10 protein-coding genes are annotated in these 14,670 nt (G+C 56.0%); 3 read left to right on the forward strand and 7 right to left on the reverse strand.

Annotated elements, in window-relative coordinates:
• Positions 1 to 30: 30 nt before the first annotated feature.
• Entirely contained in the window at positions 31 to 840 is an 810-nt protein-coding gene (locus CX650_RS09470) for a hypothetical protein (RefSeq protein ID WP_101095659.1), read from the reverse strand.
• Between the two features lie 345 nt (positions 841 to 1,185).
• Between CX650_RS09470 and CX650_RS09475 the strand changes: the two genes are divergently transcribed.
• Entirely contained in the window at positions 1,186 to 1,794 is a 609-nt protein-coding gene (locus tag CX650_RS09475; RefSeq protein ID WP_101095766.1) for a histidine phosphatase family protein, read from the forward strand.
• Here the strand turns inward: CX650_RS09475 and CX650_RS09480 are convergent.
• From CX650_RS09480 to CX650_RS09500, 6 genes are all read right to left on the reverse strand, one after another.
• Positions 1,764 to 2,048, reverse strand: coding sequence for a hypothetical protein (locus tag CX650_RS09480; protein WP_101095660.1), 285 nt, complete (start codon positions 2,046 to 2,048; stop codon positions 1,764 to 1,766). The genes CX650_RS09475 and CX650_RS09480 overlap by 31 nt on opposite strands.
• 10 nt (positions 2,049 to 2,058) lie before the next feature.
• The gene (locus CX650_RS09485; protein ID WP_083390217.1) at positions 2,059 to 2,991 is read right to left on the reverse strand and encodes a sensor domain-containing diguanylate cyclase; all 933 of its coding nucleotides are present in this window, start codon (positions 2,989 to 2,991) and stop codon (positions 2,059 to 2,061) included.
• Positions 2,992 to 3,340: 349 nt separating this feature from the next.
• Positions 3,341 to 3,487 carry a hypothetical protein gene (locus tag CX650_RS20025; protein WP_157823012.1) on the reverse strand — a complete coding sequence of 49 codons (147 nt, stop codon included), beginning with the start codon at positions 3,485 to 3,487 and terminating at the stop codon, positions 3,341 to 3,343.
• A gap of 129 nt (positions 3,488 to 3,616) precedes the next feature.
• Positions 3,617 to 3,970 carry a DP-EP family protein gene (locus tag CX650_RS09490; RefSeq protein ID WP_101095661.1) on the reverse strand — a complete coding sequence of 118 codons (354 nt, stop codon included), beginning with the start codon at positions 3,968 to 3,970 and terminating at the stop codon, positions 3,617 to 3,619.
• Positions 3,971 to 3,990: 20 nt separating this feature from the next.
• The gene (locus tag CX650_RS09495; RefSeq protein WP_101095662.1) at positions 3,991 to 7,245 is read right to left on the reverse strand and encodes an nSTAND1 domain-containing NTPase; all 3,255 of its coding nucleotides are present in this window, start codon (positions 7,243 to 7,245) and stop codon (positions 3,991 to 3,993) included.
• A gap of 95 nt (positions 7,246 to 7,340) precedes the next feature.
• On the reverse strand, positions 7,341 to 8,627 hold the full coding sequence (locus tag CX650_RS09500) for an acetyl-CoA hydrolase/transferase family protein (protein ID WP_039034996.1): 1,287 nt from the start codon (positions 8,625 to 8,627) through the stop codon (positions 7,341 to 7,343).
• A gap of 425 nt (positions 8,628 to 9,052) precedes the next feature.
• On the opposite strand from CX650_RS09500, the gene CX650_RS09505 reads away from it, so the two are divergent.
• The gene (locus tag CX650_RS09505; protein WP_101095663.1) at positions 9,053 to 11,773 is read left to right on the forward strand and encodes a hypothetical protein; all 2,721 of its coding nucleotides are present in this window, start codon (positions 9,053 to 9,055) and stop codon (positions 11,771 to 11,773) included.
• 176 nt (positions 11,774 to 11,949) lie between these two features.
• Positions 11,950 to 14,661 (forward strand): hypothetical protein, encoded by a 2,712-nt coding sequence (locus CX650_RS09510; RefSeq protein ID WP_101095664.1) that lies wholly within the window; start codon positions 11,950 to 11,952, stop codon positions 14,659 to 14,661.
• Positions 14,662 to 14,670: the final 9 nt, after the last annotated feature.

Here is a 14,670-nt window from a genome sequence, read left to right on the forward strand (position 1 = left end):
GCCGAATAAGATGGACTTGATAGCCTGGGCTCACCAGGGGACAGTGAAATAGAGCCGATATAAAGTATCTTCATCCCAGGGCAGAATAGGTTGATACTCTACACTCTCCTTGGGCCATTTATCGTAATGGTCCAAGTTGTAGCGGGTATGTTCCATAGATAAGGTTAACTCAGATGCCTTGAACAACTTCGGGGTATTCACAGTCAGGCCCACCTTGTAAACCGTCTCCAGAGTTTCATTGCCATCGGCCCAATACGCTAGATGGCCCTCAAGCTTCCAACTCGGGGCCAATAACCAAAATCCCCCCAGTGCAGTAGTCCAGGCCGTAGCATCATTGCCAAACTCGCCACGTTGATAACCGCGGGACTTGGGCACATCATCGTCAATCTCAAGATAGTAGTACCCCATTCCCACCTCGGCAGTCATGCCAACGGCCTGCCGATGGTAATCCAGTAACAACGAAGGATAGAGCTTAATCTGTTTTTCTACCGAACTGACGGTATTACGCTTTCCCCGCAGCGACAGTTGCCAATCCAGGGTTAAGTTATCCGTCAGAGTTAGCCACTGGCCCCGGGCAAAGTAGCCGGACTGAAACCAGATAGGAATATGATCGGGATCCAGCTTGTCTTTATCGTTATCGAGATAGATGTTCAGGTTGCCATGAAGGGCGATCTCTGACTCGGTGAGATAATCCAGGCTCACTGCCACATGGGCCCCCAGGGTGTCTGAACTTTCCACCTGAAAATCATGAAGCCCAAAAGCCAGCTTCCACTCAGGCTCAGCAGCAATGCACTGATAACTGCCCAGCAATGCCAGGATACTCGCTAAAAGATATTTCATATTCCCTCTGCAATCGTTCGGGCCGGAGCACTCACGCGGCTGCGGCTTGGCAGTATTTCAACACATCCCCGTGCGCCTGGACGCACATTCAAAATTATAGCCATCTCCCTCGGTTAATTTGAGCAATGGGCCGCTACTACAGAATATTTGTATGCTTCAACAAGCCATTTTTTGATAAGACAACTCACCGCCCCAATCTGGCAGCCGCTCCTGCGCTCGGCCGATGCCGACACTCCTCGGTTAACAAATTCGAGTTACCAAAGGCGCTGCAACTTGCTCCTTCCCCAGCCGGGGAGTACCCTCTTTCGCAGCCAACCGTTTAAGCAGTATCGGGAATTGACCGCCATGCCAAAGGAAATATTTATACTACGCCACGGCCAAACTGAATTTAATGCCGCCGGTAAGCTGCAGGGACACTGTAACTCGCCGCTGACCGAACTCGGCAGGGCACAGGCCAAGGCCTATGGTGTTACCTTGCAACAACAGCTGCGGCAATCGGCAGGCAATCCTGAACAAGAATTTCAGCTGGTTTCCAGCCCGCTGGGAAGGGCTATGGAAACGGCGACTCTGGTGGCAGAGGTGCTTTGCCGGGATCCCGGCGCCATTATTGCCGAGCCCAGGGTGATTGAATGCGGTTTAGGTGAATGGGAGCAGACCCGGGTCGCCGATATCCACGCCGCCAGACCCGAGCTTGCCGGGCGCAATGACTGGTATCTGCAGGGCCCGGGCGCAGAAACACTACTCCAGGTGCAACAGCGGCTGGCACATTGGCTGACCGATCCGGCAACCCCGGAGCGGGTGATCCTTGTGTCGCACGGCCTGACAGGGATTATCCTGCGCGCCCTGTTGCTGGGCCTGGATGACAAGGCACTTTGGCGTCAGGACAAGCCTCAGGATGCTCTCTATCACTTTCACAGTGAGGCTCAGGAGAGGCTCAAACGCATCTGTTGCTGACTCGCCAACCAGTCGAAGTGGGCCAGCAAGGCCTGCAAATAGCGCTGCTCTTCCGCCGGGAGTTGTCCCTCGGCCGCGGCTATCTGTTGTAAGTCGCTCAGCAGTTGCCTTACCAAAGGTTCGGTGCAGTAGCCCTTCCACAGTCTCAGGGCGGCTTTTTTCGGCGAATGGCAGTAGCGCCGCAGCTGAATATTGACAAACCAGTCGGCCCGCTCCCGGGCGCTGGGCATCAGCGTCATCACATACCAGTTCATCCTCTCCTCCTCAGGCGGATAACTTGATCCTGTCGCGGCCATCGCTCTTGGCCCGGTACAGGGCTGTGTCCGCCGCGCTGAGCATGGCCTCGGCCGTGCGGTACTGGCCATTGATCTCAGTGGCAATCCCCTGGCTGACACTGACACAAACCTCACGGCTCAGCCCCAATTTGACAAAGTCCAGACTACGAATGGCCTCGGCTATCTGCTCGGCCACCACCCAGGCCATGGCGCTGTTGAATCCGGGCAACACCAGGGCAAACTCCTCACCGCCAAAACGTGCCGCCAGACACTGGGGCGATGGCAACGCCGCGGCTATGGTCTTGGCCATCAATTTCAGGCATTCGTCCCCCATCAGGTGACCATGCTGATCGTTGAACTGTTTGAAATGGTCGGCATCTATGATCAAGGTGCTGATGGGCTTGTGCTTATCGATGCACTGCTGCCACTGGCGTTCCAGTGTCTCGGTAAAGGTGCGGCGATTGGCCAGTCCGGTCAAATAATCGGTCGCCGCCAGGGTGGACAGGCGTTTAATTTCATCCCTGTGGCCGCTGAGATCATGCAAACCAATCACAAACAGTGGCAGCAAGCCCTGAATAAAGGAAAGCGACAGATTCACCGGCAGCTCCACCCCATCGACACGTCGGAGCAATACTTCCCAGGGGCCATGTTGCAGCGGTACCTGGCGGCCATATTGGCTGCTGAACATGCTGGCGTAGCGGCTACGATAAGGCGCCGCCAACCAGGTATGCCAGAATTCACCGGCAAAGGTTTCGCTCTGATCGCCCAGCAGCTCGGCCGCCGGAGAGTTCACCGCCAACACTTTGCCCTCACCATCGGCCAGCACCATAGGTTGCTGCATGCACTCAATCAGGGTCGCCAAAGCCTCGCTGTCACACTCACACTGACTAAAACCAGCTTCATTGCTGTAGGGGCTTGCCATGCTGTTCTCCCTCCCGACCTGCGGGTTGTTCAATTTCGACAGGGATAACTCTAGCGCGTACGTACAAGGCAAACCTTCTGATAAGCTTACGATGTAATTTATTGAAAAATATCGTTAATAATTCCAACCTTCTGTAGACAGGAAAGGCGTCCAACCACAGAAATACGGCAATGATTGGCAACCAAAGGAGCTTTTCGGGCGGGAAAGAATCCCCCGTTCGGCACGATTCGGGGAAAATAGTTACTTTATATCCTTAGTGACAGCTTTAAGATTAGAGCCCCCACATTTAAACAAAAACAAGCAGAATATCTCACTTCTACAACTTGTTTAGTCAGGCTTATTTACGACTTCAGGATCCGGGCTCGGCCAGCAAGAGTTGCAACTCGGCGTCACTCTTTACCGGTGCCATCGCCAGATCGATCTCGGCCTGAGTAGCGGCACTCAGTGCCAGGGGAAAGCTTGCCAGCAGCGCGCTGGCCATCAAAGCAATACGCATAACGACTCCATATTAATTCGCTCCACATGCCTTATGTGGAGATAACAAACTTATTGGGTGGCTCCAGGACAGAAGCCACCCAGATTAATGCAATCAAGCCAGATTTAAGTACTCGGCCATAAAACTAACTCAGTTATTGCCGGTATTCACGACTTGAGGATCCTGGCTGGAAACCAGCAGAGTGTTGCTGCTGTTACTGAGGATCAGCCTAAAGCCTGTCTTACCCACCACTGAGTTGGTATCCATCAGTATCAACATATCCGGGGCCTCGGTCTTGACCGCATCGATAATGCCGTCGAAGGGGGTATCGAAAGAAGCGCCGACAAAGGCCAGATCCATATCTGTCTTGTCCTGCAGCTTATAGATAATATGAGTGTTGGGCTTATCCACTAACACGGGACCTTCCGGCTCATAGGCAAACTGAGGTACGCGGTTGTCATCCAGCGTAATAGTGACAATGATATTTTTTACGGGTACAGACATAGCTTCATCCTTGTTTCAGGTTAGTTTTTGAGGGGGTATTTAAATTGACGAAAACGATAACCAAGCGGCTCAAATTTAGCCTTCATTTTCAATAGTTCTTGTTGGTCATCAATGCAATCCAAAGCCATAGCATAAGGCGCGAGTATACGGGCATCACGATTCACTGTGACCCATGGTTGCAGCATTTGGCTGACTTTCTGGCAGTGAGTATAGGCAAAGCTTAAATCGCTATTTAACATGGACACACTATAGGCGGTTACAAGCCCTGTCTCGGCCAAGGCTCCCATATCCACAGTGCCCAAAACCGTCTTCTGCCCTAATGCTGTAAAAAACGCTTCTGCCAACAAAGCAAGTTTCTGCGCTTGCTGATAATCATCTTGTTCGAGCCGCGCCTTGGCAGCGACCAACCAAAAACGAGCCTCCAATTTAAGCTGCTTAGTCGAGGTTTTGCTTGACGGCTTACTGGCCAGATGCCCACTCAAAGTATTTAGCATGGCCGTTTTTTCTGTTGATGCCGGTAGTAAGCTAACCAGTAACACCTCAACAAAAGATTGCTGCATTCGCCAGCGCTCATTTTCCGGATCGGCCTCAAGCGCGGCAGCAATAGCCCGACTGGCTTCCATTGCGCTCTCTCTGGCCAATTCGGTTTGCTGCACCGCACTGTACAACTGAGCCAAGATCTCCAGGTTCCCGGATAATCTATATAGTTGATAGGGTTCTCCCTGAGCATGCCGCTTTAACTCTTCGGCTATCTGTCTATGAATGGCGATGGCTGCTTGAATATCCCCATCTGCGCTGGCAGCACTGGCGAGCCAGGAGCGGGTATCGGCGACATCGGCCAAGAGCTGGGGATCATCTGGCGACTCGGACAATGCAATCAGCTTGAGCCGCAGCGACTCTTCAAAGCCCTGGCGCGCCTTGCTGAAGTCCTGCAGCTCCATCGATAAGGACCCCAGAGAGTTATGGGCGTAGGAGAGTTCCATTAACGCTTCGCTGTTGTCCGGTGCCAGTCGGTACATGGCAAGACTGTGTTGCAGATAAGCCTCGAACCAGGGGCGGGTGCCCTGCCAATCGCTCTGGTCATACTTGAGTTGCCCGAGCCAGAAAGCATTGGCGCCAAGGGTCTTTAACAGCTCCAGCTGATCTGTACTGCCGGACAGCAGCGGCAAGAGTTTGTCTCTGGCGGCCAGCAGCGCCTTTTCCGCTTCATCCACCCGGCCACGGGAATAGGCCACCTCCCCCATGGCTTCCAGTGTCTGACCATGGCGAAACAGCGCCACCTCACTCAGGCTGCTGTCGGCCTCGCGAAAATAATCCAGCGCCTTGTTGCTGACACCATCGAGCAGATCCATCCGGCCTATGCTGCGCAGCTTGTCGGCAAAGTCACCCACCATAAAGCCCAGCAAGTCTTCTGCCGCCAGGCGCTTGGCCTGCGCCTGCTGCTCGGCTTCAACGCTGCGATAACTCATGAATACCGAGATCAGGGTCAAGAGACATAAAAGCATGAAGGTCGCGCCCTTGAGGCGCCGCTGGCGCTGTCCTCTGGCGCTGGAGGCGGCAACATAGCTTTCGCTGACAGGATCCAGCTCCAGCAGGGGATCGTTTTTCAGCGCCAGCGCTTCGGTCAGCGGCTTGCCCTGGGGCAGCAGAAAATCGCGGCTGCACTGCTGTTGCTGCCAGCGCCTGGCCTGATGGAACAGCCTGGCCTTGGCCGCCAGCCCTTCCCTGTGGCTATCTATCCAGTCTCTGGCCCTGGACCAGCGTCTGAGCAAGGCTTCATGAGCTATGCTGAAACCGGGTTCGCTGTCCTCCAGATGGGAGACAAACAGCCGACTGTCGACCAAGGCCTGAACCAAGGCGCGCTCGGCATCCGTGGCCAATTCGGAATATCTGGCACTGCGACTGGTGACCGACTGCTCATCTTCCCTGAGGGTCACCAGCAGCGACAGCACCCGCGGCAGGGCCGCCCTTTGCGAGCTCGACAAGGAGGCGATGGCATCTTCGGCGGCCTGGCCTATAGCCCCGGCCAGCCCACCCAGGCGGTGATAAACCGCCAGTTGCAACTGGTTGTCGTCACTGCGCTGCAGATACAGGGCCTGCAGCATATACTGCAACATGGGCAGGGTATCCGGGTTACTGGCGGCCTCACGGCACAGCAGCTCATCCAAGCCCAGTGCCGATTCAGGGTCAAATTCCCAACTCAAGCCTGCGGCTGCGGCCGGCAAGCGTATCATCTGCAACAGTTCCTGACGGCTGGGCGGCAAGAGATCGAAATGGGCGCCATTGCCCTTGCCCGCCATCAAGCTGGGGCTGGCAACCACCTGAGGGTAGAATTCATTGCGACAGGCGCTGAGCAGCAATACGGCTCCGGAACGCGCCAGGGTGTCGAGCAGCGCCAGCCCCTGCTCACGGGCGGCGGCCGAGAAGCGCGGCGAAGACAGCAGCACTTCCAGACGGTCGACAAACAGGCCGAACCTGGGCTTCTCCCAACTTTGGGACGGCAGCGCCTGGCAGAGTTGGGCGCAGAGGCTGTCGATATCCTGTTCCAGTGCATGCGCCAGCGTTTCGGCGCTGTAGCCTGCCAATACCGGCGCATCGTCCAGCTCCCAGTCGAGCATGGCGGCGGCCAATTCCAGCAGCAGTTGATCTTCGGCGACATCGGCCAGATCCAGTATCGAATAGCAGGCCAGGCCTATGCCGTGAAAGCCCTGAGGCGAAGCCAGATTGGGCAAAATGCCTGCGTTGATCAGTGATGACTTACCGCTGCCGCTGGGGCCAAGCAGCAAGCAAAACCCGCGGCCATGTTTAATCTGCCTGGCTATGCGTTCCAGTAAGGCGTTGATCTGTTCGCTGCGGCCGAAAAACACCCCGGCATAATCGGCGCTGAAGGGTTTTAACCCGGGAAATGGTGAGCCCTGGCTCCAGGCCAGCGACGGCAAACTGGCTTCGTGGCCGATGGGGAAACGAACATCGGCTACAACTCGATAGCCGCGTTTGCGGATAGTTTCGATGAAAGAAGGATCGCCGGCCTTGTCGTCCAGCGCCCGGCGCAGCTGATTGATGGTCTTGTGCAGCGGGTTATCGCCCATGTCGCTGCCGGGCCAACAGGCATCCAGCAGCTCATCGCTGCTGACAACCTCGCCGCTGCGACGACACAGATACAGCAGCACATCCATGGCTTTGGGTTCCAACTGCCGCAGGCGCTTTCCCAGCCGCAAACTATTGCTGCCGGGATCGACCTGCCAATTACCCAAAAAGAAGCTGCTGTCGCTCATGAAACCTACCGCGATAAGAGATTGACCGCATCTTACCCGGTATACAAAGTTAACACCATGATAACAGTGTTAAGTTTTACCTAATGAGCATTAACTCAAATACTCAAACCCCAGAGCTCGAATGTCTCCCGGCACAAGGATTCACGAAAATCCGGATGCGCTATGTCGATTAAGGCTCTGGCCCGCTCGCGGATACTGCGCCCCCTGAGATTGGCACAACCATATTCGGTGGCAATATAGTGCACATGGGCCCGGGTAGTCACCACCCCGGCACCTGGGCTCAGCACAGGCGCGATACGGGAAACCGCCCCATTGGCGGCCGTGCTCGGCAGGGCGATAACCGAGCGCCCGCCGGGAGAAAGACCGGCGCCGCGAATAAAGTCCATCTGCCCGCCTACCCCGGAATAGATTCGGGTGCCTATGGAGTCGGCGCACACCTGGCCGGAAATATCCACTTGCAGCGCCGAGTTGATGGCCATCACCTGCGGGTTGCGGCGGATAACCGAGGTGTCATTAACCTGCTCTATATCCAGAAACAGTACTTCGGGGTTGTCATCGACAAAGTCATAGAGGGCGCGACTGCCAAGCGCAAAACCTGTGACCAATTTACCCGGATGCACCTTCTTGCGGCTGTTGTTAATCGCCCCGGAGCGATAAAGCGCCAGAATGCCATCGGAAAACAGTTCGGTGTGGATCCCTAAGTTTCGTCTGTCTGCCAACTGCCCCAAAACGGCATCCGGAATGGCACCTATGCCCATCTGCAGGCAATCGCCGTCTTCAACCAGAGAGGCCACATGCTTGCCGATAGCCTGGCTGATGGCATCGGCTCCGGCCATGGGGTGTTCGGGCAGAGGCGAACTCTGTTCATACACGGCGGCAAAGCGGTCATAGGGTACAAAGCTGTCGCCATGGGTGCGCGGCATTTGCGGGTTGATATGGGCTATGATGCGGCCTGCCACATCACAAGCGGCGCGGCTGGCTTCGACACTGATCCCCAGCGAACAGTTGCCATGGCTGTCAGGCGGTGACACCTGTACCAGCGCCGTATCTATGGGTTGCTCGCCGGAGCGAAACAGCTTGGGCACCTCGGATAAAAAGACAGGCACATAATCCGCCTCGCCACTGGCCAGCAGGGCGCGGGTCGGGGCGCCGCCAAAGAAACAGCGATGGCGCAGATGGCCCTTAAGCTCGGGCACACTCAAGGCCTCGGCTTCCTCGGTATGCAGTTGCAGCAAGGTCAGGTTCTGCCGCGTCATGGCATGCTGTGCCAGCGCCTCCAGCAAGACTCTGGGGGTGGCTCCCATAGAGTGGGTCCAGATAAATTCATCATTCCCTATCAGGGATACCGCTTCCAGTGCACTGGAACAAACTCTTGGCGCCATACTGCTGCTTCCTTATTTTTTATTTATACCGTTCCGTGACAGGAGTTTGATTGAGCCAATGCCGTATTTGTTTTCCCACATCCCGCCTGATTGACTTGGGCTGTCCCATCGAGACGACTTCACCCAAGCCATGACAGGCTCCGCCGGAGGGAAAACCAACTCCTGTACAAAAAGGCCTTAACCCTAGCCAGTTGCTCTGTGAAGGGCAATCCCTGACAAACAACCTACCCCCCGCAACTGTGGAAAGTGAGCGCTACGCCACAGCAAACAGGTTGCAAACTGCGAGCCTCACAAAAATGCCACCGCGGCGGATAAGGCGTTTACCCTCAAAGCCACTGTCGTTAGACTAGCCAAGCCTTGGGCCTCATGGCGAAAAACGTCACATCCCAGTGCCCGGGCAGGACCCCCAGTTTCAAGGAAGTAGTATGTCTCAGTTCGACAAGACCCTCAGCGTCAGCCTCAATCCAGAGGATCCCGCCAGCATCGCCCTGGCACTGCAGCAATACCGGCAACACCTGAACGACGGCAGCGCCTTTCGACTCGATGGCTCCTTGCTGTTCAATATCGAGTTCGTCAATCAGCAGCTGCGGCCGCTTAACCGTGACGATGCCGGTGCCAATCGCTCCTTGTTGGAACACGCCCTCGATACTGCCCGCCGGGATCACAGACTCAGCTTTTACACCGAACCGGTACTCTTTGCCGCAGCGCTGAACTTTCCCGAGCTATTGGACGAGCTCAAGGCCACTGCCGAGGCCATGGTGGCCTTCTCCCGCCGCCGCAATGACTCCAGCGATCTCTTTATCGATGACTACAACGTCTTCGGGGTGGAAGCCCTCTACATGCTGGCCAGGCAATATCCCGAGCTGAGCCATTATCTGGCCGCCTTTCTGGTGCCTTACTGGAACTTGGAAAGCTTCTACCAACCTGTGTTACTGCTGGGCAAACTGGTGGAGGAGTTCGGCTGGCGCCGCGAACTGATCCACGCCTATCTGCACTGCGACGGCGAGCAGAATCGCCGCTGCTTTTTCCAGACCACTGAGGGTGCTTCAGTCAACCTCAGCCTACTGGAACATTTTGCCGGGCATCCGGACGATTACCCCTGGTTTAAGGCGCAGCTGCTCAAGCGTCTAAAGCAAACGCCACTGCTGGCCTATGCCAATGAACAACCGCTTGAACAAACCCAGCCGGTACTGGAGTTCTTCTACAGTCTGGGCGACTGGCCGGTAGAGGCTGACATTGACGACACTGAACTGTGGCGGGATCGGGTCAAGCAGCAATTGATCTTGGGTCGCCGGGTAGAGGATGAAGCGCTTTCCTTGCTGGCGCAGCTGAGCGAGCAGAGCCAACCTCTGGTAATAGTGGCAGAGGCCTGGCGGGAAGACGACCGCCATAGTCTATGGCAAACCGGGGAAGAGCAGGCTCTGGCAGAGGACTATGACTGGGAGCATGATGAGAACGAGCCGGACTCTGACTATGCCGCGCTATTTTATGACCTGGAAGAGCCGGAAGACTATCTCAGGATTGGCGAGCTGGAAGAGCTGGATGCCGAAGTGGGAGAGGCTATGCTGAGCGCGCTGGCCGAACTGCCCAAGAGCCTTGGCGCCTGCGCCTATGCCGCCTATCGCCTGAGCTGCCTGAACTCGCCCCACAGCTTAAGCCCGGAAGCCGACAAGGCCAACGAGGCCGCGGCGCTGCTTCGCTGGCTGGCGCAGCAGCTGCCATTACAGTTTCAGCACCATATCTTCTATGAGGGCGGGGAGTACCAAAAGAAAAGGCGTGAACATCGTCTTCTCAAGAGCTGGCTCACGGATATAGACACAGAGGGCGATGTTGCCAAGATGGCTCAAATTGCCTCTGAGATACTCTATACCAGTAAGGACGAAAAGCGTATTGCACTCTTGTGGTCCAATGGCAATAAAGGATTCCAAAACGGCTTGTTGGCGCTGTATTTCCTGCTCTGCGCCCCGGAGTTCGAAGCGCCGCAGTGGCAGGCCTTAAAAACCCTGGCACAAAGGCATTGGCAGCTATGGCTGACGCTGGATCCGCTGCAACTGATTGAAAAAATTTATTATTGCTGGGCTGACTACGCCTTCTATCCCGCCATTGATGATGAGCATATCGAGGCCGAATTGCGGCAAAACCTGCTCAAGCTGGGTGTCAGCGAGGCGCAGCTCGATGCTCATTGCCTGCTGACAGAACAACAGGTGGCTGCCTATCGCCCGGCCGATAAACGCTTCTGGCAAGGTTATATCACCAGGCTGAGCCGGTTTGCCGAAGCCGACCCAGAGGATAACAGCATGATAGGCCGCCGCCTCTGGCAGCAACAGCAGCAGTTGTTGCAAGCGCTGCACACAAGCCGCGAGCTGCCGAGGCTGAGCTTTTTTGGCCATCTCAAGGCCAACTTCCCCGAGACTCCTCTGCCGCAGGCATTTTTCGAACTGTTTGATCTTTGCCTGCGGCAAAGCTTCAGCAAATCATTTCCCGAACAGCAGGCGCAAAACCTCTGCCGCCAACTCAAGACTTATCTGGCATCGGGCGAAGGGCTTGAGCCCTTGACGCCCCAAGCCACGGCCGAGTTGCTGGACTGGGCGCCTTGCCGCTCGGACGACCCCGCCGATGCGGCGGAGCTTAGCGACTTTGTCTGGCTGTTGCCTGAAGCGCAGGGGCGAGCTTTGGCCCTGTTTCTCGCAGGCCTTGGAACCCAAAGCCTGTATTGGCTTCACCGGCCGAGTGTGGAGACGGCCTATGTCAACCACCTCATTGCCGAGGGTAGTCTCTCAATGGCGCAGCGCTGGGAAGATCAAAGCGTAGGACACAAGCGTCACAGCGACTATGACACTGGGTTAGCCTTTCAGAGTGCCAAGGAAAACTGGGCCCTTGGCTGGCTCGACAGCATAGGCGTAGCGCCGCAAAGCACTGTCTATTTCGCCGTAAGCCAAGGCCGCGCCCCGGCGCCCTTCCTCAAACATTTGGCCGATGAGGGCCGACTGCCGGAGACCTCGCAGCTCTTGACCATAGACGAACGTGTACGCCTGCTGAAGTTGCTGGCGCAAGCCGGGGTTGACGCCGAGCTTTTCAGCTCCTTCCTGCAAGACGAGTCTGCCGCGGTCCGGCAACTGGCCAAAGATTTGGGGCAAGGCTCTTAATAGCAGGCTCTTAAGGAAGGCATAGATAAAAAAGCAGTTGGGAACACCCCAATAAACAACTAATAACAGGATAACTGCCCGCGCCCTGGCTCACGGCGCGGTCGCCGGTTGTTTAACAGGAAGTGCCACACAGGCAGCGACCGGCAAAAGCGTTAATTTAATATCAAGGAAGCAATATGTCCCAGTTCGACAAAACCCTCAGCATTAGCCTCAAGCCACAAGATCCCGCCAGCATCGCCCTGGCGCTGCAGCAATACCGGCAACACCTGCACGATGGCAGCGCCTTTCGTCTTGAAGGCTCCCTGCTGTTCAATATCGAGTTTGTCAACGAGCAACAGCGGCCGCTCAGCAATGACGATGCTGGCGACAACCGCAACTTGCTGGTGCATGCACTCAGCGCCGCTCGAGCACACCACACCTTTAAATATTGCACTGAAGCCGTGCTGTTTGCCGCAGCGCTGAACTTCCCCGAGCTATTGGACGAGATCAAGGCAACTGCCGAGGCCATGGTGGCCTTCTCCCGCAGTCGTAACGACTTTAGCGATCTCTTTCTCGATGACTACAACGTCTTCGGGGTAGAAGCCCTCTACATGCTGGCCAGGCAATATCCCGAACTGAGTCATTATCTGGCCGCCTTTCTGGTGCCTTACTGGGATTTGGACAGCGGCTATACCCCCGTGGAACTGCTGGGCAAACTGGTAGAGGAGTTCGGCTGGCGCCGCGAACTGATCCACGCCTATCTGCACTGTGATGGCGAACAGAGCCGCCGCTGTTTTTTCCAAACCGCCGAGGGTGATCCAGTCAACCCCAGCCTGCTGGAACACTTTAGCGAGCATGCTGACGATTACACCTGGTTTAAGGCGCAGCTGCTCAAACGTCTAAAGCAAACCCCGCTACTGGCCTATGCCGATGAACAAACGCTGGAACAAACCCAGCCAATACTGGAATTCTTCTACAGCCTGGACGACTGGCCGGTAGAAGCGGAACTTGAAGACACTGAGCTGTGGCGGGATCAGGTCAAGCAGCAATTGATCTTGGGGCTCAGGGTGGAAGATGAAGCGCTGGCGCTGCAGGATGCGCTCGGCGTTGAGCCCAAGGCACAGGTTGCCGAAGCCTGGTTGATGGACGACAGACTCGCCCCCTGGCAGCAGGATAAGACAGATACCGGCAGCGCCCAGGCAGAGCCGGAAAGTGGCAAGAGCTCCGGGCAAACTCAAGGCGACTGCCCACTACCCAGCTTGGATGAGCTGCCTTTTTTCCTGCTTAGCCATACCTGCAAGCAAAGTGACTTCGCACAGTTGGATGTAGCCATTGCCGAGCGTCTGCCGGCGGCACTGGACAAGTTGCCGACCCACTTGGGAGGCGTCGCCTATGCCGCCTATCGGCTCGGCCGCCCCGAGTGCACAGAGGCAGAAACCCAGGCGCTGCTTGGCTGGCTGGAGCAGCATTTCCTCACTGCCTATATGCGTGTCTTCAATCGGCATGGTGGCCGCTTCAATAGCGATAATCCGCAGCATTTGATACTCAAGGCCTGGCTCACTGAGGTCAAGGAGCAGCAGGATGCTGACACTATGGCCGCCGTTGCCGAATCGCTACTTGGCAAGGATGGGGGAAAACGCGGAAGCCAGATAAGCCAGCGTCAAGCGGCCTACTGGTTGTTTTTCCCGGACGATGGTTTCCAGCGCGGCCTGCTCAGCCTGTTTTTCCTGTTAAATAGCCAACTGCCAAAGGCTCACACCGAACTGCAGCTCCTGGCCCAGCGCCACTGGCAACTGCTTTTGAAACTGGCACCTATGGTGCTTATCAGCCGCATCAGTCAGTTTTACGCAAACTATGAAGGATATGCCGCCATAGATGATCCGCAGACAGAGCAGAGCCTGCATCAAAAGCTGCTGGCACTGGGAGTCAGCGAGGCGCAGCTGGATGCCCATACTTTGCTGCAAGACAGGCGCATCGCGCGCTATGCGCCGGCCAATGAGCGCTTCTGGCAACGTTACCTGGAGCGATTGGCAAGCTTTGCCGAAGGCGATCCCGAAGATAACAGCATGATAGGCCGCAGCCATTGGCTGGCTCAGCAAAAGCTGTTGGATGCCCTCGGCTATTGCGATGAAACTGCCATGCTGGGATTTATTGCCGATCTCAAGGCCTGTTTCCCGGAGCGCCCCTTGCCGCAGCAAACCTTTGAGCTATTTAACCTCAGCCTGCAACGCGGCCTGGAGCAAAAACTCAAACCGGCAGCGGCGAAGGCTGTCTATGACAAGTTACAGGCCTATTTACAAAGCGGCGAAAGCCTGGAAAACCTGACACCACAAGCCTTGAAGCTGCCGGTTCTGCAAGGCTGGGATCCCTACAGCGATTATCGCGGCAAGGTTGGCGTGGCAGACTTTGTCTGGCTGTTGCCAACCGAGATGGGAGAGCGACTGGCACTGTTTCTCAGCGGTCTTGGGAAACGAGGGCTGCACTGGTTAGGCTGTCCCAGTGTCAGGGAAGCTTATGTCAACCATTTGGTTGCCGAAGGTCATCTGAATATGGCCGAGCGTTGGCAGGATGAAGCGCTTGGGCACTCAAGCATAGGCGATGTCGATGTGAGCCTGCAACTTGAAGCCGACAAGGAATTCTGGGCGCTACTCTGGTTGGATAGGATAGGTGTGACGCCACAAGCCACTGTGTATTTTGCCATGCACGAAGGGCGGCAACCTGAGTCTTTCATTATCCACTTGGCCAGCCAGCAGCGGCTGCCGGATATGTCCGGGCTGTTGACCGCAGATGAGCGCAAACGCCTGCTGGAAATAATCGCCAAGCATAATTTCCTCACCAAAGAAAACACTGAGCCATTCAAGCAAGATGAGTCGAGCGTCGTCAGGCGCATGCTGAATAAGTTGTTTTAAGACTAAAAA

The sequence above is a fragment of the Shewanella indica genome (genome assembly GCF_002836975.1).
Classification (GTDB): Bacteria; Pseudomonadota; Gammaproteobacteria; order Enterobacterales; family Shewanellaceae; genus Shewanella; species Shewanella indica.

Coding starts and splice junctions, on each gene's coding strand:
- CX650_RS09470 (WP_101095659.1), bottom strand. CDS start 840: ATGAAATATCTTTTAGCGAGTATCCTGGCATTGCTGGGCAGTTATCAG.
- CX650_RS09475 (WP_101095766.1), top strand. CDS start 1,186: ATGCCAAAGGAAATATTTATACTACGCCACGGCCAAACTGAATTTAAT.
- CX650_RS09480 (WP_101095660.1), bottom strand. CDS start 2,048: ATGAACTGGTATGTGATGACGCTGATGCCCAGCGCCCGGGAGCGGGCC.
- CX650_RS09485 (WP_083390217.1), bottom strand. CDS start 2,991: ATGGCAAGCCCCTACAGCAATGAAGCTGGTTTTAGTCAGTGTGAGTGT.
- CX650_RS20025 (WP_157823012.1), bottom strand. CDS start 3,487: ATGCGTATTGCTTTGATGGCCAGCGCGCTGCTGGCAAGCTTTCCCCTG.
- CX650_RS09490 (WP_101095661.1), bottom strand. CDS start 3,970: ATGTCTGTACCCGTAAAAAATATCATTGTCACTATTACGCTGGATGAC.
- CX650_RS09495 (WP_101095662.1), bottom strand. CDS start 7,245: ATGAGCGACAGCAGCTTCTTTTTGGGTAATTGGCAGGTCGATCCCGGC.
- CX650_RS09500 (WP_039034996.1), bottom strand. CDS start 8,627: ATGGCGCCAAGAGTTTGTTCCAGTGCACTGGAAGCGGTATCCCTGATA.
- CX650_RS09505 (WP_101095663.1), top strand. CDS start 9,053: ATGTCTCAGTTCGACAAGACCCTCAGCGTCAGCCTCAATCCAGAGGAT.
- CX650_RS09510 (WP_101095664.1), top strand. CDS start 11,950: ATGTCCCAGTTCGACAAAACCCTCAGCATTAGCCTCAAGCCACAAGAT.